Annotated in this window: 22 protein-coding genes and 1 pseudogene; 8 read left to right on the top strand and 15 right to left on the bottom strand. The window is 64.3% G+C overall.

What is annotated here, in order from left to right; all coding sequences use genetic code 11:
• Positions 1–89: 89 nt before the first annotated feature.
• Together OHB26_RS23665 and OHB26_RS23660 are read left to right on the top strand one after the other, a co-directional pair.
• Positions 90–836, top strand: a complete 747-nt coding sequence (locus OHB26_RS23665) for an HNH endonuclease family protein (protein ID WP_330179457.1) — start codon at positions 90–92, stop codon at positions 834–836.
• 21 nt (positions 837–857) lie between these two features.
• Entirely contained in the window at positions 858–1550 is a 693-nt protein-coding gene (locus OHB26_RS23660; RefSeq protein WP_330179456.1) for a PhzF family phenazine biosynthesis protein, read from the top strand.
• Here OHB26_RS23660 and OHB26_RS23655 read toward each other — a convergent pair whose 3' ends face one another.
• Together OHB26_RS23655 and OHB26_RS23650 are read right to left on the bottom strand one after the other, a co-directional pair.
• Entirely contained in the window at positions 1551–2774 is a 1224-nt protein-coding gene (locus OHB26_RS23655; protein ID WP_330179455.1) for an aminotransferase family protein, read from the bottom strand.
• Positions 2775–2915: 141 nt separating this feature from the next.
• Positions 2916–3629, bottom strand: a complete 714-nt coding sequence (locus OHB26_RS23650; RefSeq protein WP_330179454.1) for a DUF5134 domain-containing protein — start codon at positions 3627–3629, stop codon at positions 2916–2918.
• Positions 3630–3800: 171 nt separating this feature from the next.
• Between OHB26_RS23650 and OHB26_RS23645 the strand changes: the two genes are divergently transcribed.
• Positions 3801–4655, top strand: a complete 855-nt coding sequence (locus OHB26_RS23645; protein WP_330179453.1) for a VanZ family protein — start codon at positions 3801–3803, stop codon at positions 4653–4655.
• A gap of 87 nt (positions 4656–4742) precedes the next feature.
• Here OHB26_RS23645 and OHB26_RS23640 read toward each other — a convergent pair whose 3' ends face one another.
• Positions 4743–6224 carry an MFS transporter gene (locus tag OHB26_RS23640; RefSeq protein ID WP_330179452.1) on the bottom strand — a complete coding sequence of 494 codons (1482 nt, stop codon included), beginning with the start codon at positions 6222–6224 and terminating at the stop codon, positions 4743–4745.
• Positions 6225–6261: 37 nt separating this feature from the next.
• Positions 6262–6378 carry a hypothetical protein gene (locus OHB26_RS23635; protein ID WP_330185757.1) on the bottom strand — a complete coding sequence of 39 codons (117 nt, stop codon included), beginning with the start codon at positions 6376–6378 and terminating at the stop codon, positions 6262–6264.
• Between the two features lie 562 nt (positions 6379–6940).
• Between OHB26_RS23635 and OHB26_RS23630 the strand changes: the two genes are divergently transcribed.
• Positions 6941–7786 carry a hypothetical protein gene (locus tag OHB26_RS23630; RefSeq protein ID WP_330179451.1) on the top strand — a complete coding sequence of 282 codons (846 nt, stop codon included), beginning with the start codon at positions 6941–6943 and terminating at the stop codon, positions 7784–7786.
• 57 nt (positions 7787–7843) lie between these two features.
• Here OHB26_RS23630 and OHB26_RS23625 read toward each other — a convergent pair whose 3' ends face one another.
• The 6 genes and pseudogenes from OHB26_RS23625 to OHB26_RS23605 all read right to left on the bottom strand — a co-directional run bounded on the left by OHB26_RS23625 (position 7844) and on the right by OHB26_RS23605 (position 12671).
• On the bottom strand, positions 7844–8107 hold the full coding sequence (locus OHB26_RS23625; RefSeq protein WP_330179450.1) for a hypothetical protein: 264 nt from the start codon (positions 8105–8107) through the stop codon (positions 7844–7846).
• Between the two features lie 12 nt (positions 8108–8119).
• Positions 8120–8263, bottom strand: a pseudogene (locus OHB26_RS39750) (hypothetical protein); the annotation flags it as partial.
• A 2-nt stretch (positions 8264–8265) separates the two neighbouring features.
• Entirely contained in the window at positions 8266–8814 is a 549-nt protein-coding gene (locus tag OHB26_RS23620) for a hypothetical protein (protein ID WP_330179449.1), read from the bottom strand.
• 126 nt (positions 8815–8940) lie between these two features.
• On the bottom strand, positions 8941–10080 hold the full coding sequence (locus tag OHB26_RS23615) for an aKG-HExxH-type peptide beta-hydroxylase (protein ID WP_330179448.1): 1140 nt from the start codon (positions 10078–10080) through the stop codon (positions 8941–8943).
• Positions 10064–12460, bottom strand: coding sequence for an FxsB family cyclophane-forming radical SAM/SPASM peptide maturase (locus OHB26_RS23610; protein WP_330179447.1), 2397 nt, complete (start codon positions 12458–12460; stop codon positions 10064–10066). The genes OHB26_RS23615 and OHB26_RS23610 overlap by 17 nt, the downstream gene beginning before the upstream one ends.
• Positions 12461–12518: 58 nt before the next feature.
• Entirely contained in the window at positions 12519–12671 is a 153-nt protein-coding gene (locus OHB26_RS23605) for a hypothetical protein (protein WP_330179446.1), read from the bottom strand.
• Between the two features lie 192 nt (positions 12672–12863).
• On the opposite strand from OHB26_RS23605, the gene OHB26_RS23600 reads away from it, so the two are divergent.
• Together OHB26_RS23600 and OHB26_RS23595 are read left to right on the top strand one after the other, a co-directional pair.
• Positions 12864–13280 (top strand): hypothetical protein, encoded by a 417-nt coding sequence (locus tag OHB26_RS23600; protein WP_330179445.1) that lies wholly within the window; start codon positions 12864–12866, stop codon positions 13278–13280.
• Positions 13281–13296: 16 nt separating this feature from the next.
• Complete coding sequence (locus tag OHB26_RS23595; protein WP_330179444.1) at positions 13297–14655, top strand: hypothetical protein; 1359 nt, start codon at positions 13297–13299, stop codon at positions 14653–14655.
• A 10-nt stretch (positions 14656–14665) separates the two neighbouring features.
• Here OHB26_RS23595 and OHB26_RS23590 read toward each other — a convergent pair whose 3' ends face one another.
• Positions 14666–14935, bottom strand: coding sequence for a hypothetical protein (locus OHB26_RS23590; protein WP_330179443.1), 270 nt, complete (start codon positions 14933–14935; stop codon positions 14666–14668).
• A gap of 9 nt (positions 14936–14944) precedes the next feature.
• Positions 14945–16048: a hypothetical protein gene (locus tag OHB26_RS23585; RefSeq protein ID WP_330179442.1), complete on the bottom strand. Its 1104-nt coding sequence runs from the start codon at positions 16046–16048 to the stop codon at positions 14945–14947.
• A 249-nt stretch (positions 16049–16297) separates the two neighbouring features.
• On the opposite strand from OHB26_RS23585, the gene OHB26_RS23580 reads away from it, so the two are divergent.
• Both OHB26_RS23580 and OHB26_RS23575 read left to right on the top strand, forming a co-directional pair.
• Positions 16298–16591, top strand: a complete 294-nt coding sequence (locus tag OHB26_RS23580; protein WP_330179441.1) for a hypothetical protein — start codon at positions 16298–16300, stop codon at positions 16589–16591.
• Positions 16588–17583, top strand: coding sequence for a hypothetical protein (locus OHB26_RS23575; protein WP_330179440.1), 996 nt, complete (start codon positions 16588–16590; stop codon positions 17581–17583). The genes OHB26_RS23580 and OHB26_RS23575 overlap by 4 nt, the downstream gene beginning before the upstream one ends.
• Before the next feature lie 33 nt (positions 17584–17616).
• On the opposite strand, the gene OHB26_RS23570 is transcribed toward OHB26_RS23575, so the two are convergent.
• The 3 genes from OHB26_RS23570 to OHB26_RS23560 are packed head-to-tail and all read right to left on the bottom strand — an operon-like array spanning position 17617 to position 19549.
• The gene (locus OHB26_RS23570; RefSeq protein ID WP_330179439.1) at positions 17617–17754 is read right to left on the bottom strand and encodes a hypothetical protein; all 138 of its coding nucleotides are present in this window, start codon (positions 17752–17754) and stop codon (positions 17617–17619) included.
• A complete protein-coding gene (locus OHB26_RS23565) occupies positions 17715–18416 on the bottom strand; it encodes a hypothetical protein (protein ID WP_330179438.1) in 702 nt (233 codons plus the stop codon). Before OHB26_RS23565 ends, OHB26_RS23570 begins: the two co-directional genes overlap by 40 nt.
• A gap of 8 nt (positions 18417–18424) precedes the next feature.
• Positions 18425–19549, bottom strand: a complete 1125-nt coding sequence (locus OHB26_RS23560) for a phage tail tip lysozyme (protein WP_330179437.1) — start codon at positions 19547–19549, stop codon at positions 18425–18427.
• Between the last annotated feature and the right edge of the window lie 366 nt (positions 19550–19915).

Genomic DNA, 19915 nt, shown 5'->3' with positions numbered 1-19915 from the left:
TGTGACGTTTGCCAATAGATAGCGGAAATTGGGTCACCGGTTGGCAACGTTGCCCGTTTCATCCCGTTTGGGCACCTAGACTCCCCCGCATGCCCCCGCGCCCCCGGACCGCTGCCCGACACCGCTGGCGCAAATTCCTCGCCACTTCGGTGGTGCTCGCCGCGGTCGCCGCGATCGGATTCACACTCTGGAGCAATCAGCGGGCGGAGCCCGCGCAACAGCCCCCGGCGGCCGATCCGACCGGTACGCCGCTACCCGACGCACAGCGGGCGCGCGGAGATCTGGATCGGCTCACCATCGCCTGGAATCGCAATTGGGAATCCTACGATCGCAATGCCTTCGGGCCCGGCTGGTCCGGACGCGGCGGAGAGCCCACACTCGCGGACGGCTGCACCGCCCGCGAGGATGTGATGAAACGGGATCTGACGGAAGTTCGCCTGGCGGACAGTAATTCGTGCACGGTGTTATCGGGCGTACTCGTCGATCCGTACGCCGGGGAGCGCCTGCCGTACGACCGGTTCAAGGCATCGGATATCGAGATCGATCATGTGGTCGCGCTCGGCGACGCCTGGCGTTCGGGAGCCTCGCAGTGGAGTGCGGAACAGCGTGAGCGATTCGCCAATGACGTCGGCAATCTGCTCGCGGTACAGAAGCAGGCCAACCAGGACAAGGGCGCCAAGTCCCCGGATCAATGGCGGCCGCGCACCGCGTACTGGTGCGATTACGCGCGGCGCTGGGTGGCGATCAAATCCCGCTGGGGTCTCACCGTCCAGGCCACCGAGAAGAGCGCACTGGCCGACATGCTCGGGACATGTTCCCCTCCCGTCGCTCGATAACCGGCGGTAAGCTCGGCTCCCATGGGCACTCCCGAAAGTGATGGCGCACAGATCGAAGTGGTTCGCGTGTTCACCGATGCGGCCGGCCGATTCGGTAATCCGCTGGGCATCGCCCGCGCCGCCGATGTCGAGGGCGTCGATCATCAGGCGCTGGCGGCACGGGCCGGATACAGCGAAACCGTGGTGGTGCAGGACCCGTCGAACGGGCGCACCGGTATGCGCATCTACACCCCCGCCATCGAACTGCCCTTCGCCGGGCATCCGACCGTGGGCACCGCCTGGTGGCTGTTCATGCAGGGCAATCCCGTCTCGGTGATCGATGTACCCGCGGGGCCGGTGGATGTATCGGTCACCGATGGCATGACCTGGGTGCGAGCACGCTCGGAGTGGGCTCCCACCTTCACTTTTCATCAGTTCGACGACCTGAACGAGCTGGCCACCCTGGACCCCGGCGATTTCACCGAGGGATCGCACTATGTGTGGAACTGGACCGATGAGGCGCGCGGTGCGGTGCGCACGCGAATGTTCGCCCCCGCCATGGGAGTTCCCGAGGATGAGGCCACCGGTGCGGCCGCCATCGCCCTGACCGCCAAACTGCGGCGCGGGCTGTACATCACCCAGGGTTCGGGATCACAGCTGTTCACCGAATGGGATTCGGACGGCTGGGTGCGTCTGGGTGGCCGGGTGGTCGAGGACCACCCGGTCGTCATCTGATCAGCCCAGGGCGGCGGCGAAGCCTGCCGCCATATCGGCGACCTGCTCCTCGGTGATCACGAAGGACGGCGAGATCTGCAGTGCGCCCTGACCGGCGGCGCGACCCGAGATGCCGTGCGCGCGCAGGGTTTTGACGAACGGCATGGCCTCGGCGGGATCGGCGAGCTGGACCGCGGCGACCGCGCCCAGACCACTGCGCACCTCGGCGACCCGGGGGTGCTCGGCCAGCGGCGCGAAGTGCTTGTGCAGCAGCGCTTCCAGGTTCTTGCTGGCGTCGAGGAGGTTCTCGCGCTCCATGATGTCCAGGTTGGCCATGGCCGCGGCCGCGGCGGCGGCGTGGCCACCGTAGGTGTAACCGTGCCGGAACCAGGTGCCACCGGCGAAGAACGGTTCGGCGATATGCGGGGCGATGAAGACCGCGCCCATCGGGATATAGCCGGAGGTGAGGCCCTTGGCGGTGGTCATGAGATCGGGCTGCAGGTCGAATCGCGAGGAGGCGAACCAGGATCCGCCGATACGACCGAAACCGGTCACGACCTCATCGGCGACGAAGAGGATGTCGTGCTCGCGGCAGATCTGGCGCACCTCGGTGAGATAGCCCTCGGGCGGCAGGTACACCCCGCCCGCGCCGATGATCGGTTCGGCGAAGAAGGCGGCGATACGATCCGCGCCGACCTCCTCGATGAGCGCGAGCAGCGCCTTGGCGTCATCCCAGCCGATGGTGCGGGCGTCCGGCATGAACTCGCCGTAGCCCTCGTGGTTGACCGGGATGCCCGCGAGCGAGGTGCCCGCCACATGCATGCCGTGGTACGCCTTCTGCCGGCCGACCACAATGGTCTTGCCGGGCTTGCCCTGCACATTCCAGTAGCGGCGGGCCAGCTTGACCGCGGTATCGACGCCGTCGGAGCCACCGGAGGTGAAGAAGATCTTGCTGCCCGGCACCGGGGCGATACCGGACAGGCGCTCGGCCAGATCGCGCAGCACCGGCGAGGCCAGGTCACCGAAGTTGGAGTAGTGCGCGATATCGGTCAGCTGCGAGGCGACCGCATCGGCGATCTCGCGACGGCCGTGGCCGACATTGGTGAACCACAGACCGGCGGTGGCGTCCAGGTATCGGGTGCCACCCTCATCCCAGATATAGGCGCCCTCACCACGCGCCACCACGAACGCGCCACCACTCTCGACGGCACCCATATCGGCGAAGCCATGCCACAGCGAACCCATCCCGCACCTCCGTCACACCGACACCGGCGACCCCTTCCCGGGCACGCCGCACACCCCACCATCACACCATCACGACCGTGAACAGCGCGAACGACCCCCGTCCAGCCGCAGGTCGCGGCACCGGACCGAACGCTCGAAAGGTCAGTGCGCGGCGGCGAGGACGAGCATGTACGCCGTCCCGACATCCATCACCAGATGCGGCACCACCGCCGTGGGACCGGTGCCCACCGGATGCGGGAACATATGCCGCAGCGCCCGGCGCGACCACGGCACCGCCATGACCACCGCGTCGGCGGTGAACAACGCGGCCAGGGTGAGCATCAAGCCGGGGGACGGGCCACCATCCATCGGCATCCCGTGCTCAGCGTGCCCGCTCATCGCGTACAACATGGCCCCGGCGGCCAGCAGGTGATATCCGATCGCGGTCACACTCACGCTGCGCCACCGCATAATTCGCGCCATGAGCAGGGCCGCGTACACCACCAGCATGGCCGTCAGCACACCCCGCAATGCCCGGGGATCGGCGGTGGCCGGAAACACCAGCATGGCCAGCATGACCATGCACATCAGCAGATGCGCCGCATCCGACTCCTGATCGAGCCCGCGAATCCCATTCCCCACGAACATATTTCCGCGTCCCGGGGTGAGACCTCCCCAACCGGACGCGAGGGCTGCCCGAGGCGACGCGGTGCTTCCCCGCACCATCGCGTCGCCACCGATACCCTCGCTGAACTCGGCGATCTCGGCGGCCGGGCGCACCGCGGCCAACCGCCCCAGCACAATCACCACCGCGACACCGAACGCCGCTGCGATCACCCACCGCAGCGCCCCATACTCCTGCACGAATCCCGTCACACCCCACCACCTCTCAGCGCGGAGTCCCGATCTCCCTCCATGGTGGCATCCACCTACGACATCGGGCACCGCCCTAGCCCTGCCCTTCCTCGGCCGGATACCGCCTCGCACTCCGCTAAAAGCACACAAATCACCCACGGTCACTCCGGAATTCGCGGTTAACGTGGGTGCATGCGGCAGGTCTGGATGATGTGGGGCGATGTCCTCACGGTGTGGGCACTCGGGATTCCGGTGCTGATCGGTGGAGTGTGGCTGGTGGTCCGACTGCGCCGGGGGCAGCCGCACGCCGTGCGAAACACGGTGGCGGAGGCCGGAATTCTGGGCGGCACGCTCCCCTGGCTCTGGATGATCCTCACCCCGACGGGCAGACCACGTGAGATAAGCCTTGTCCCGCTGACCGACCTGTTCGAAACCCTGACCGACGACCCCTTCCAAGCCTTCGTCCAGGTCGGCGCGAACCTGATCGTGTTCCTGCCCCTGGGGTTCCTGCTCCCGCTGCGACTGCCTCGATTCGGGGGCGTCCGGCGCATGTTCCTGTTCGGCGCGGCCTTGTCCGCCCTGCTCGAAACCGCGCAGTACGTACTCGATCTCGGCCGTGTCTCCTCGATCGACGACGTCCTCATGAACGCCGCGGGCGCGGCAATCGGCGCGTGGCTGGCCCGCGGTCCGTTCGCGCACTGGACCGCGCCCTCGGATTCACCGCATTCGGAAGATGGGACCGCGCGGACGGAACGGGAGCGACGCACCGGCCGGGATGAGGAAGGCGTGTTCGTGGCGAACTCTGATCAAATTCAGCGCGCGATCCCACGGCCGCGATATCTCCCGCTTCCCGCGCGTCACATCCCGCCCGGCGACCTCGAGCGACTGCCGCGCGGCCTCGCTGATCCCGATCGCGAAATGCCGACTGTGATCACAGTTCTCGGCGGTCTCCGCTCTTCCCGATTCCGGGCGCACCCCATAGGAACACCGGCCGCACCACCGCGACATGCAGCGGCAACTCCGGCAACTGGTCCGGGGTCACCGTGACAGCCGCTTCCATCGATCCCTTTCATCGGTTTTACGAGAACTCGGAGATTCGGACCGAGTGCACCGCGCGGGCCAGCGATTTTCTCATCAGCGGTGGTCGTGAGCAGGTGTCCGCACCGTCGCCGACAGCGGCGGGGCGATGTCCTCGAGTGAGCGGCCCTCGGCGTCGACGGCCAGGCGGTAGGCGATCAGGCCACCCGCGATCATCACGGTCGCACCCACCAGGTAGCCCAGGAACAGCCCGATCGGATAGGTGCCGTCGCCGATCAGCGCGCCGTAGACGACCGGGCCGAGCGCGCCGAAACACTGTGCGATGGCGAAGAATACGGCGATCGCCTTGGCCCGCACCTCGAGCGGGAAGATCTCACTGACGGTGAGGTAGGCGGCGCTGGCACCGGCCGAGGCGAAGAAGAAGATGACGCACCAGCAGATGGTTTGGGTGATGGCGTTGAGTGCGCCGCTGTAGAACAGGCACGCCGAGAACGCTAGCAGGACGCCGGACAGGATATAGGTGCCCGCGATCATGACACGGCGGCCGACGGTGTCGAAGAAGCGTCCGATCAGCAAGGGGCCCAGCAGGTTTCCGATGGCGAAGGCGATGAGGTAGAGGGGTGTGGCAGTGGCGGGGACATCGTAGAACTTGCCCAGGACCAGCGTGTAGGTGAAGAAGATCGCGTTGTAGAGGAAGGACTGGCTGATCATCAGGCTCGCACCGAGGATGGCACGGGAAGGATACTCGCGGAACAGGATTCGGGTCAGCGCCCGATAGCCGATCTGATCGGTGGGCGTGATATCCATGGCCCGCGATTCGTCCACGGGCGGTAGCCGCACTCCACTCGCCGTCACTTCGCGTTCGATGGCGCTGATCGATACCTCGGCGTCTTCGGATCGGCCATGCATGATCTGCCAGCGCGGGCTCTCCGGAAGGTTGCGCCGCACCAGCACGATCACCAGACCCAGCACCGGGCCGATGAGGAAACCGAGCCGCCATCCGAGGTCCAGGCTCACCTGATTGAGCAGGATGTAGGCACCCAGTGTGCCGAGAATCGCACCGGCCCAATAGGTTCCGTTGACAGCGATATCCACGCGGCCGCGATATCGCGCCGGAATCAGCTCATCGATGGCGGAATTGATCGCGGCGTACTCGCCGCCGATACCCATACCCGCGATGAACCGGGTCAGGTATAGGAACGCCAGCCATCCCGGCCCGCTGCCGAGGGTCAAAGCGGTGAATCCACTACCGATCAGGTAGATACCGAGCGTAATGATGAAGAGTCTGCGACGGCCGAGCCGATCGGACAGGCTTCCGAAGATCAGCGCACCGGCGACCTCCCCGGCGAGATAGATGGTCGCCAGGAAACCGACGGCCGCCGAAGACAGATGTAAGGCTTCAGGTTCGGTGAGCGTATCCGCGACCGCGCTGGCCACGGTGATCTCCAGCCCGTCCAGAATCCACGCCACCCCGAGCGCGATCACCATCCGAGTGTGAAATCTCGACCAGGGCAATCGGTCGATCCGCGCCGGTATCAAGGTCCGTACCGCACCGGCCGCGCCGGTCACTTCCGCCATGACGACTCCTGTGTCCGAACACATTGCGGAAGGAACCCTAGCCCCGGGGACCGGCGACCTTCAGCCCTGGGAACGGCGGCATATCATCGGGTTCGATCGAAAGACGATGACGGAAGCGGTTTTTCGAGTCCCAGTGGGTCTTGCCCCGTTGCAGTTCGGCATAGTTGTCCCCGTAGTAGAGGCTGCGCCAGGGCGTCGCCGAGGTGTTCCGGACCGGGTAGCCAGATCCGGATCCGGGTAGTTGATGTAGCTGCCGCCGTTGTGTTCACCGGGAAGTGGATCCGTTCTCGCTGAGGATCACTTCGAACTATCACGGATAGTCCTGTGCGGCAAGCCCTTCCCGCTGAACGCCGACCAACGGCAGTCCATTTGATACGGGGATCCACCGACACCAGATCTGGTCTTCCTGCCGACATCACGTGCTCCCGATCAGTCGACCGCATCCGGGTAATCAGCACCTTCCCAACCGTGGGCACCCCCGGCTGCCACCCGTTCCCGGGACGCCGCTCACGCCTTCCCACGGCTGGGAATCGGTGTATGGCGAATGTGCCCGGAATTGTCCTTAGCATCGGCTGACGCAGTAGGGCATACGGCTGACGTCGCGAGGATTCACCGCACGCTACTGATCGAGTGAGACCGGTCGATGATCGTTCCGGATCGCCTTCGGGTGGAAACGGCAGGTGTGCTTGACCCTCTCATTCGGTGCCGCCTTGAACATGATCAGGAGGCAACTCGCCACCGCCATCGCCAAGACCGGCGAACACCGCGCCGGGCTTCCTCCGCTCATCAATGAAATGAGAGCCGGGGTGCGCGCCCGCGAAATGGCCGACGCACCCAGGGGTTTCGCCGAATTCGAGAACACAGCGCCCGCCAACTGGGCAACGACGATCCGGCAGGCATCGGATTCGACCTACGCCCGGGGTCGCGATCTCAGCGGCACCATGGATGTCTCCCACCTGCGCAGCAAATTACGCACCACGCTGGATGACCTCAGTGATCCGGGCTTGGGGGAGATCTACCGCCTGCAGGGCTACGACCGCGTGCCCGTACTGACCGATGCCCAAGGTGTGGATTCGGTCGTCGCGGCCGGCGGGCACGAGTTCTTCCGCGGCGTGACCGATCCGCGTTTCGTCGAGGAATTCAAGACCGGCCCATATTTCCCCGGGCTTGCGGCCGAGGGAATCATCACCGGCAACGGCACCTATGTGACAACCGTGCGCGAGGTCGCGCAGCACTACGCCGACGGCAATCCCGCCGGTGTCATCCGGATGGCGCTGCGGCCCGACGCGCGGATAACCCACTACCGCGATCTGTATGCCGAGCACTCCACCTCGACGTTGAGGGCGGCGGCAGAGCGCAGGCGACTCGAAGCCATGGAGCAAACTCCCGCGGTCACCGCCCGCCTGAAGGAGTTGTCGGATGAGTGGTGGGTCAACTCCGATATGGGTCGGTTCGCGGCGTCGCGGGGCTACGACGCGTACGAGACCAACGGCGGCTATTTCGGCTATGACGACCGGTACTGGGTGGTGCTCAACCGCAGCGCTCTGGTGGTGGAACGATGAGCGATTCGGTCGGCCACACCTCCCGGGCTCGCTGCCCGATCGGGTTCCGGCACTGAGTCAGAACCTGCGCTCGGTGGGGCGAAACGTTTCGCTCAGCCTGTTGTAGGCGGCGCGAACGTCAACCGGTACCTCCTGCGGGACGATATGGCCTTCGGCGGGATACTCGTCCAGGCGTTTGATCTCGCCCATGATCGCCGCGGTGATGCGGCCTGGCGGCTTCACCAGCGAGGGATCGTCGCGCATTCCATAGCGCAGGTAATTCTCCACGGAGACATCGGCGGTGACCATCGCCACGTGCTCCACATCGGGCCCCTGTTTCATGATCGTGCCCCATACGCGCCGAGAATGCTGCGGGGTGCACACCGCGACGATCGATCGCACGCCTCGGCCCTGTTCACGGAGCAATGCCAAGGAATTGGCGGCGTTCTCGCCGGTATTGCGGGCCAGATGATCCTCTATGACGCGATGGGATCCCAGACCTATTCGCTCCGCGCCCGTCCTGAACCGAACGGCTTCGGTGGTGATCGCACCGGTGCCCGGGCGGCATAGCCGGAGAACACGGCGGGCGTTCTCTCCAGGCCGCGGTCACGGACAAGGTTGGCCAGGACCGCCGCGCCGCCGCTGTCCGAGCTACCGAACATCACCACACCCGCGTAGTTCCGCTCGGAATCGAAGGCCCATTTGGGGTCGTGACGCAGATAGTCCCAGACCGTCCCCAGATCCACCATCGCCCGATCGGCGTCGACGCCTCGGGCCCGCAGATCGCTCAACCAAGTGGCGTACGCGGCTTCGGCGCGGCCGCCGACAACCTGATCATCACGTATCAGGGCGCGACCAGCGGAATCGACGGGTATCGCGATCCCGGTGTCGGCGCGGACCAGAAGCCCGGCCGACTCCCGGGTCCCGGTGGCAATGTCACGCAACTGTCGACTGATACTGGACGCGCCGGTGCTCAGCGCCTGTGTTGTGCTCTCAGCGGCCTGTCGTGCGACGGCCGCCGCCTCAGCCGCACCCGGCACGATCGACACGGTCTGCTCACCTCCGTAGCCCCCCGAACCATGACCGACGGCTCGCCGTGGCCGTCGGCATTCCGAGCCCATCGGTACCCGGCGAGTCCTTACCGCGGTCGACGGCACCGCACGGACCGAGGAGCGCTAGTCGGTGGCTCTGTGCCGCATTGCGTCGAGAACGGTCGTGCCGAGGACGGTGAGGGATCCGGCTGATTCCAGGAGGGCGATGCCTTCGGCGGTGAGCGCTCGGACTTCGGCGTGCCGGTCGGCGGCGGCAGCGGCGGCGGATCCCGTCGCGATGGTGCGCTGGGCCTGCCAGAAATCGGTGAGGGCGAGGTGCGCGTAGGTGCTGTGCAGCAACCCCTCGATCGGGCGCGGATGCGAGAAGCACGGTGGGTGGTAGCGCGGTTCGATATCGGCGCGGTCGTACAGTTCGAAGGCGTCCATCATCGCGCCGAGCTTCACATGCTGGAATTCGTGTACCAGCAGCTCGGCCAGGGATTGCGGATTCAACTGCCGGGCCGCGATCCCCACCGCGCCGAATGCCGTTCTGGCCGAAGCGCTTCGGTCCGTGGGGCCGTCCGGTCGCAGCGGCAGAATCGTTCGCAGACCCACTCGCAGGCCGGGCAGATACGCGGGCAGGTGGGTTTCGATGAATTCGAGAGCGCCAGTGAACGCCCGCTGCCACTGCCGCGCCTCGGCTGCTGTCAGTCGTCCGGTCGGTTCGATCTCGCTGCCGATATAGGGCAGTGCGCGATACGGATCGGTGTCCTCCAGGGTGACGGTCAGATCGCCATGGGTGAGCGTGCGCACCGGCTCGTCCAGCGTGACCCGGCAGGTATCGATCCATACGGTCTCGGCGGCTCGCAGCGCACCGAACAACGGTAGCGGCGCCTTGCCATCACGTACCGGCACCGGTAGTCGCAGATCGATACCGGCCAGGATCGCCGCACTCGCCGCGACCGCCTCCATATGGTGCACGTCGGCGGCGATGAACTCCCCGCGACTGATATTCCCGAGCAGCGTCGATGCCCACACCCGGGTGTACGGGTGGGCCAGTACCTGCGTCACCGCCTCGGGGGCCGAGGCGTCCAAACCCAACAGCACACCCCACGCGGCGGTGAAGCGCGCATCGTCGCGCGGGCCGAATGTACCTACCGCCGAAAGTAATTCGCGCTGCACCGAGCCCTGCGCACGCACCAGCCAGCGGACGGTTTCCGCATCGCCGAAACCCGCTGCCAGCTGGGCGAATCGCTCTTCCGGAAGACTAAGCGTGGATGTCATTTCCCACCTTCACACGCTCGTCGAAGGCGGCCCGATGCGCCCGGGCCGCGTCCAGGGCAGCGCTTTCCGCTTCGGCGTCGACCGGTTCGGCGAGCCACGGCCGCACGGTCGCGCTCATACCCGCGGCGAACCGATCCCCCAGTGGGGTCAGCGATCCGGAGCCCTGGAGCTGGCGAATGGCCTCAGCGGTCATCAGGCGCCACCGCACGAACTCCCGCTCGGATGCCTGACGCTGCGCGCCTTCGGCCAGGGTTCGATGCACCCGCCAGAAGTCGGTCACCCCGATATGGGCGTAGGTGCCCTGCAACAATCCCTCGATCGGCCGCGGATCCGGTCGCCACGGCGCGTAATACCGCGGCTCGGTATCGGCGCGGTCGAACAAGGCGAACATATCGAGAATGGCGCCCATCTTCACATGCTGGAACTCGTGGATCAGCGGCAGCGCCGCCGAGACCAGCGCCGGTCGCAAGGCGATGCCGACCGCACCGAAAGCCGCACGCAGCGAGGCGCTTCGGTCATAACTGTCCTCCGGCTCCATGGGCATCACCGCACGCAAGCCGGCCCGCAGGCCGGGCGCGTACCCGGGCAGATGCGCGTCGATGAAATCGATTCCCTCGGCGAAAGCGACCTGCCACCGCTGCGCCTCGGCATCGCCGAGCCGGTCCGCCGCGAAGCTGTGGCCGATCCGATAGGGATCGGTGTCCTCCAGCGGGACGGTCAGATCGGTGGCCGTGAGCAGGCGCACCGGATGCAACAGGTCCAGGTCGTCGATCGACCCCGTTTCGATCCATACCTGTTCCTCAGCACCGGCTTTCACCGCACCGAAGGTGGGCAGTGGCGCGATGCCGTCGCGGACCGGAATCGGCAGTCGCAGCTCCCGTCCCGCGTGCAGGGCCGCGCTCGCGGCGACGGCTTGCAGATGACGGACGTCCGCGGCCACCAATTCGCCCTTGCTGACACCCTCGAGCAGAGCGGTGGCCCACACCCGGGTGTACGGATGCGCCAGCACCCGCGCCACCGCCTCGGGCGCCGAGGCGTCCAGCGAGACGAGCACATCCCATGCGGCCGTGAAGTTCTCATCTTTCTGCGGCCCGAATCTGCCTACCCCGGCGAGCAATTCGCGCTGGAGTGACGACTGCGCCTGGGCGAGCCAGTTGATGGTCTCGGCATCACCGAAACCCGCTGCGAGTTGGTCGAATTGGCTATCGGATAAGCTGTGGGCAGCGGCGGTGGCGCCATGCGCGGCGGTCTGCGCGCCACCTCGTCCCGCGGCGGCTTCTGACTCGGCCACGTGGTCGATCATCTCCTTCAAATCGGAGCAGTAGACGGAGGGGTTGTCGAAACCGGCGCCCGGGCGATAGCGATCCGGGTAGAAACCGCCGCCGCACACCTGAACCACCGGACAGGATTTGCAGATCGCGCTGACACCGTCGATACCGTCCCGGCGCACCGTGATTCCGGGAAGCACGGCCGCCTCGTCGAGGCTGTTGTCCCACACATCGAGTCCGGTCGCGGCCGCGCCCTCGTAAGCGGTCTTGAGCGAATCGACCTGCTCCAGCGAGCCATCGGTTTCGATGACCAGCAGATCCACCTGATCGAGACCGATGGCCTCGGCCGAGCTCGGGCGGCCGTACATGGCCGCCACCACCGATTCGAAGGTGCGCAGCGGAACCGGACGGCCGTCGGCGTTCCAGGCATCGAAGACCGCGATGAGCCACCGCCCGTATTCGCCGCCGCCCTGCTTCGGGTTGTCCGGATCGCGCGGTGACCGCAGACCGGGCGGCTGATGTTCCCAATTCGAGTGCGGCATAATCAGATCCATGCGCGGGGGATCCTGGGCAAGCAGGCCGCGATAGACGGCGACGGGATCGTTGGCGATATCCACCGTGCACAGCAGGCCGGAGAACAACGCGCGGTACCGCGGCTTGCGCAGCAGCTCCAGGCTCGCGCTCACTCGGTCGTAACTGCTGCGGCCGTTGCGGTACAGCCGGTGCCGGTCATTGGCGGCACGATCACCGTCAAGCGAAACACCTACTCGCACATTGTATTCGGTGAACAGGTCGAGAAATGCCGGGCTGAGCAGGACCCCGTTGGTGTGGATGTGCAGATTCAGCCGGGCCACCGGAGCGATGGCGGTGTGCAGCGTGGCGAGGAATTCCCGGGTGCGATCGACGCCGAGCAAGAGCGGTTCGCCGCCGTGCAGCACGATGGCGACCTCGGGAAGTTCATGGGCTGCGGCATGTTCGGCGATGCGGAACGCAATCCGGGTGGCCGTCGCCGGGGCGAGCCCCATCGGGCGGCCACGCCAGGACTGGTCGGCGTGCTCGTACATGTAGCAGTAGTCGCACGCCAAGTCACACCGGCTATGCACCTTGATCACAAACTGACGAAACGGAAGCGGTTTACGGTTCATGGGATAGCCGGTGCGGTATTTCGGATCACATCATCGCGGAGCTGAACGAGATGCCGGTGGTGGAGGAGTGGGCCAGATTCGACAGCAGCTCGGGCAGGCTCTGCCCGGAGAGCTGACCCAGCGGAGCGTCGCGCAGATCGGTCACGGCGGACACCACAGCGCGGTCGTTCGTGTTCATAGGAGAGCTACCTTTCAATTGAAAACTATTGGCGTGCAAGGCAAATGGTAGGCAGCGGCGGCCGGGTAACTTTCCCAGCGGTGGGAGCGACAGCGCCAGGCCGAAAGATCCCCAGCGACGGGAACAGCGGGGAAGACGACGGTGGTTAGCATCGCTGTCGACCGATCCGGAACCCATTGGCAAGGAAATCTCGTGGCACCCGAGCCGATTGATCAACAGAATCCCTCGCCGGAGCAGAAGGAGACCAAGGGCGACGGCGACAAGCCGACGCTCTGGATGGATCCGAAGAATTTACCGACGACCGTGAACGAGATATTCAAGGCCGCTTTTCACCTCTCCGATTGGATGGATCCCGCGGACAATCTTCTCCCGGCCGACTTCGGGGACATAGTTTTTCAACTGAGAAATTATCATACGGAGATGGACCGACTGAGGAAAAGCGCCGAAAAAGACTGTTCGGCATTGGCATATTCTCTGACCGACAAATTGAATACCTATCACATCACTGACACCGACGGCGGCGCCGCGGTTTCGAGCGCGCCTCCACCGAACGCGTCGATGCCCATACCCACGGTACAGCCTCCTGTAACCGTCATGCCGACCCAATAGCCGAAAGCGAACAGCATTGGTTAGCTGGTATTCGGACAATGTCACCCTCCTGCGTTCACTGCTGGATCAACTCGGCCAGATCGCAGGCGAACACTGCACATCAGATGCCCTGAAATCAGTGATCAGCCTCGCATACGCCTTTCCGCGGCCGAAAGGAATAGCCGACTCGCTTCGCTATCAGGCGAAGATATATCAAACCAGAGCCGAAAGCGCCGGACATTCTTTGGATTATCTGAAGCCGATGACGTCATCGGAAATATCGTCCGTATGGCGCGGAGACGGGGCAGTCGGCGCAGGTCAGGCCGTAGACGCATTGAACACTCGAACCAAGAGCATTCAGACTCGATTTCAGACCGGCAACCTGGGACTCAGAAATTGGGCGGATACCCTGGAAGCAGCCCAGAAGAGTTATGACTCCGGCCGCAGGGCTTTGGACTCGGTCATAGAAATGTTCCGGAAAGCGGACAATGATTACGCAATGCCAGCCAAGAAGAACATCATATCCATGGCTCAGGCATGGCAAACCACCCATGACGGCATCAAAACCCTGCACGACACCGCCCATCAGGTCGACCAGGGGATGACAGCCATTCTCGACGCGCTGAAGACGGACCATAGCAATTACACGATCGGAGATCCGCGCAGACCGCGTATCCCGCACGACGATACCTTCATCTACAACACGAAGAAAGGCGGATTCCAGGACTGGCTGAACAAGCAGAAGTGGCAGGCGAAGCTGCTGGGCGGTGAGTATGTGAAATCCGAATTCGACGATGCCAGCGCGATGTACCGGCACTACTGGGAAAACAACGGCAAGCCAATGGAATTCGACTACGACGAAGGATATCGCGAGGACAAGGGCATTTCCGAGTCCGTGGATACGGAGATCGCTCGTGCCGCCCTGGCGGCCGACGCCTTCGCCAAGGACGGCAATCGTAACTTCAAGATCAATGGTGATCCGCGCACGGCGGGCACTTCCACTGAGAATTGGCAGAAGACCATCGGCGGATACCAGCAGTGGAGTCACGCCAATGTCCGTGTCGAAGGCAAGAAGGTCATCATGGACATCACCGTGGAGGCACAGGACTACTATGACTTCGACAAGGGCAAAAGCGATGTCGCCACCGGCGTAAAGGATTCGGAGAACGGTCGATTCACCGAGCTCGGCTGGGCGAAACCCTTCGAATCACACGGCAGCCTGACCCGAACCGTCTCCTGGGATATCGGGCAACCACCGACAACCGCCACGACGACCGCCGGCTCGACGCCGGACCGGAACCCCGGCCGCGAAGACCGCTCCGATAGTCGCGGCGACGGCGATAACGCGATCACCCCGGACAACAACCGGAATACCGGTGAGGCTCGGCCGAAGTGACGATATCGGGTCAGATCTCGGTGAGAGTCACCACCGGGCCCCTGGCGTCCGTGACCGGCTCGTACACCTTCGTGACGCACCACGATTGTCCAGCGAATGCGATCCGGTCGCCTTCCCGAACGGTGATATGGCGTTGACCCTCACGATCTTTGAGAAACAATCGCGCCGCGTATCGTCCATTCGCCTCGGTGACATGTTTTCCACCGATGACATTTCCGAAGCCCCAGTCCGAAGGAATGGCGAGATGGATGGTGATGGTACTGACTTGTCCGTCGCTCAATTTTCAAACCTAACTCAGCGTTGTATAAACCGGATGATAGAGCTTCAAGAACGTACCGGGACTCATCGGTTCCGGATGGTCATATCCCCATGGGTTCCGCAGTTCGATCTTGTCACCAACGACGCGTTCCACTCCGTATGCATGGTTCGCATATACACCATCCGGATAATCCACTCCCTCTACCGTCGATCGACTGGCCACAATAACCGGCTTATTACTGTCGAGTTGGCCTTTGACCTCCGACAGCAGATCCCGGTGCCCGGGCGGCAGATCCCTGACCACAGCCTCCTCGCCGGTGATTCTCGCGAGCAGGTTAGCCTCCTCGGCGGGGCTCGAACCCACCCCGATTCGGTTATAGCCGAGCGGCGGCGTGCTGGGCGAGGACAGCAGCAGCCCCTTGCGCCGCCGGGCGCTGTCGACCCCCGGTTTCAAGCCCCGCCATCTCAGATCCCAGATCGAATGTCTGACCGTATCCCAGGCGCGGTCCTCGCCCGCAGCGGCTTTCTCCAGCAACGAAGGCCAGGAACAGTCGTCCGATCGGGCCCCGATCGGCGGACCAGGCGGACCGTTCCTGGTATGCGGGAGTTCATTACTGACTCGGAAGGTGGTCGTCTTCCCGGTAGGCCGTAACGTGGTCCCATCATTTAGGTGTTCGATATTGTGGAAAGTGATGTCGAACGTCCCGTCACTGCGTTCGCGAATTGCTCGCTGGATAGCCTCCGGCCGATGCTTTCCAACGGCGCCGATGACGGCGATCAGCCCACAATCGCCAATTTGTCCCTGCCGCACCTGTTCACGTGTAGGCGGACCCGCGAAGACCGGCAGGTCACTCGGCCGGTACTCGACTCTATTCGTATTGGAATATCTTCGATTGAACGCCGGGCGGTGCACCTCGACGACCGCGTCGAGCGTTCCCGTTCCCCGCGCCCCGGACTCGCCGGCCCCGAGCATTCGGCGGCCTGCCTGGTCGGCGTCCTCCGTTCTACGTACCGCCTGCCGGATAGCATCCGATATCTTTCGAGTGCTCGCGACTGCCTTTTCATAGCCGAGCGATACCTCGACCTGAATCGTCACACGGACCCGGTTCATCAGCTCGATGAGTTTGCTGGGCACGTTTTCCTAAACCGTCACGAGGCTTGCCAGATGATTCGGTCATTGTGACCGCTGCGCCGCGACAACCGGCGATGGCTATTCCCACCCCTGGCAAGGCCGTCTCAGAGCTGGGAAGTCCCGTTTGGCCCGAGTCTGTACGGCCACTCGTCGGCGGCGATCGTGCTCGCGAGGTAGGTTCGATGACACCCGAAGTGACGATGTCGATTCTGGGGATCCACCTGACGTGAACATGTCAGCCCGGAGGTAGAGGTGGCTGTGATGGACGTATCGCCGACCGTGGTCGCGATCTATGACGTCGGCGCGACGGAGCCGCGAAAGGTGGCCGAGTTCCGATTGACCGCCAAGGGGACGGCAGCACTCGCGGTGATCGATCCTGACGGCTGCCTGATTGCCGAGCAATGGCATGACCGAGGCGTAAAAATCTACGATCCCTTCGGCAGGGTCGGTCCGGGAGAGGGTCTGCGGTTCTTACGTTCCCTGCTCGAGTTACCTGGGATGAGCTACTACCGCGTAGTGGACGAAAGCCCGCAATCGCAGCCATGAGTGGCGGCGTTACTCCGGTCCTGCGCAACGTCGTCGACCGCTTGACCCGAAACTTGACCAGAACATTGGACCTCGGGACTCGATCGGTCGCGCGCACCTATGAGCGCACCAGCGGTACCACACGCACCGCGTTGCGTACGGTGGACAACGCCGATACCAGCATTGGGCATCACCTCCTCGAAGAAACCCGCACAGTAAGTCAACCGAATCCGATGCGGATGCCGGCGCGGAATTGGAACTACCGCCGCAGCGATACCGAGTCGACCATGGCGGCCCGCCGGCTATCCACTAATGTCGAGTTCACCGACGATATGCGCGACGCCGTCGCACGCAGCTCGACGGAAGTACGCAAGATGCGCTCGGAGGACGGCGAACTCAACATCTACAAACCCATTCATGGCGAGAAATACGACGCGAACCTCCCCTTCATCCATGCACCAGGTGCGTTGACCAGTAGAGAAATCGCCGCATATCGGGTCGATGAAATCCTCGGATTCGGCCGAATCCCTCCTACCGCACGCACCGACGGAGTCGTAGGCCCAGATGGCCGACACTCCGGTCCCGGCATGATCCAGCAGTTCGTCGATTCCACACCGTCCAGGTCGATCGATGCCTATCCACGAGTCCAGCAGCAGCAAGTCGGTGTCCTCGACTACCTAATCGGCGCGCTGGACCGGCATCCCGGTAACTATCGCACGGTCGACCGCGGCACCCACCTCGACCTCGTCGCCATCGACCATGGCCGATCGTTCCCCCTGGCCCGCAACCCGCACAATATCGCTATCGACTCCGACTTCGTCGCCGCCCACAAAGGACAACAACTCGAACCGGAGGTCCTGGACGCGATACGCAACGCTGACACCGGCCGCCTGCGCGCGGCCATGGGCGACGCGGGCTTACATCCGAATGCCATCGATGGCGCACTGGCCCGACTAGAGCGGGTACGAGAGCTGGGACACATCCCCGCGAACGTCTGGATTCTACCGCCCTGACCAGCTCCGCGGTTAATAACCCGCCGGATGGAATCACGTTGCCCGCAGCAGGTAGTCGACGCCGATATAGTTCTGGCCCTGAGGATTCGGAATGACCTCATCGATCCGGTATGCGGTGTCGCGGGGCAGGATCAGTTCGCGCTGAAAGCAGTTGCGGCTCGCGAGGCCCATCCACAGACCGTGGGATCCTTCGGGTAGATCCAATTCGAGTCGGTAGCCACCGGCGTAGTAGTCGGGGGGGCGCTGTTCCCAGGCTCGCCGAGATAAAGCCGCTCACGCTGGATGACGCTGCGCAGCAGGGCGGGATCGCGCGTCCCGAGTGGTATGCCCTGCTCGTCGACCAGGTGGCCGATACTCTCGAGGCCTCGCACCGAGCGCAGGGGATCGGGTAGCGGTTGCGCGACGGCCCGGTCCATACGCGCGATACGCTCCTGCGCGAGACGCAGCGACGGCCTCGCCTGAAAGACCTCCCACAGGTGGTCATAGTGCGCGAAGTTCGTATACATCTGCTCGATTCGCTTCATCGGAGCACGAGTGGACAGAATTGATACCAGGAACTTTCTGTCCGTGGCACGCAGCGCGGGATTCTGGAGCACTCCGGCGATATCCTCGACCTCGGGCAAGTAGGAATCGGTGAGTGCGCGCAGCTTTCGGAAGTGCTCATGATCTTCACGCAGCCGTTCGAGTCCCGCGGCAGGATCCTCGAACCGTACTACGCGATTGAGAACCGGATCGGATGTGTAGGTCAGCGCCTCCTGGAATTCGCTGGGTGGCAGTCGATCTCGGATCGGCCCGAGTACCGCGGCTGCCCCGCAGCGGAAGTCGGCGGGCACAGCCGGTATCAGATCGAGATCGTGCCCATGGCGGCGGCGATGCTCGCCGCGTTCGCCATGCGCTGGCCGCGGGCATCGCCGGAGCTGCGTTCGTAGTACTGGTCGAAGGCGCTGGCCGCGGCGGCCGGGGTCTGGGCGGCTTTGACGTGGGCGTAGGCGCCGGATTCGCCGCCCTGCATTTCGCGCATCATGTAGTCGACCTGGACCTGCCAGTCGGTGACCGATTTGCCCTGGGAGGCCGCGAAGCGTTCGAGCATGGTGCGGCGGCCGCCCTCCCACTGACACAGGCCGATCGCGCCTTCGCCGGGATTGTATGCGGCGGTGTTGAATCCGGATTCGACCTGCATATTGCCGAGGATGCCCGCGGCCTGGGCGGGGGTGAAACCGTATTTGGTGATCAGGTAGCGGTAGATATCGCTCGCCTGCGCCTTCTTGGTGCCCGAGATCGGCTCGGCGTTCGCGGGTCCGGAGTAGCGGGGGGACGAATTCCGGTGTGACTGAGTGGTATCGGCGGAGTTGCCGCCGTTCGTCGAGCCACCGAGGCCACCCAGGCCCGGGTTGAAACCGGATGGAGAGCTCCCACCACCCTGACTGCCACCACCCTGGCTACCGCCGCCGGTGCTGGCCTGATGCACCGTGGCGCCATGGGCATTGTTCAGATCCCACGCCTGCACCACCGCCTTCTCGGCTTTGCCCACCGCATCGTCGATTCGATCGATGGCACCCAATTGCTCTGGTACGGTCGGCTTTTCACGCACGGTGCCGATGATGGCGTTGATCGTGTCCCGCAGTCCCTTGACCTCGGCGCGCGTTCTCTCGGTGATACCGGCGGACTTCTGCGCGATATCGGCGATATGGGTGTCGAGCGAGTTCAGGTCTGATTTGTACTGTGCGAGTTGAGTATCGGTCGCGTGATAGTCCGCCGCCGCGGCACCGGTGCCCGCCGACTGTGTGGTGGCCGCGTTCAACGCTTTCGCGGTGAGCTGCTGGGCCGTGCCCTTGCCGAGGGTATCGAGCAGCAGCTGCAGGATCGATTCGGTATCGGCGATGTAGTCATTCAGCATCGGCGCCTGGGAGACCCGATGCAGTTTCACCTCGGCGCCGGCGGCTGGCAGCTGCAATGAGGCAACCATGATTCACCTTCCTCCGCCACGTACCCACCCGCAGCCTATCCAGTCCGCGGCGGCACACATTCCCAGCTCCGGGAAGTTATCGGGCCGGATTCCCGCTTGGGAAGCGGAGAGAATGCCGAATCTGCTCGGATCTCGACCCGGTGTCTCATATGTGCCAATTGCCGATTCGCACCCGGTGCGGTGTGCCCCGGTGTGGCGCAGTGCTTCCGAGACCGCGCTGATCCACGCATTCGCCCAGGTAATCCGCGATTTGTGGCCCCCGGAGCCGAGCTGATGCGAACGGTGGCGTGTTCGCGCCACTCGTTGATTAGTAATAGTGATCGTTTGTGTAGAGATTGGTTGTTGTTCCCGCGCGTGAGGGATCGC

Origin of the sequence: Nocardia sp. NBC_01503 (genome assembly GCF_036327755.1) — a bacterium.
GTDB lineage: Bacteria > Actinomycetota > Actinomycetes > Mycobacteriales > Mycobacteriaceae > Nocardia.
The sequence above is the reverse complement of the archived record's forward strand: the minus strand, read 5'-3'. Positions and strand labels throughout refer to the sequence as shown.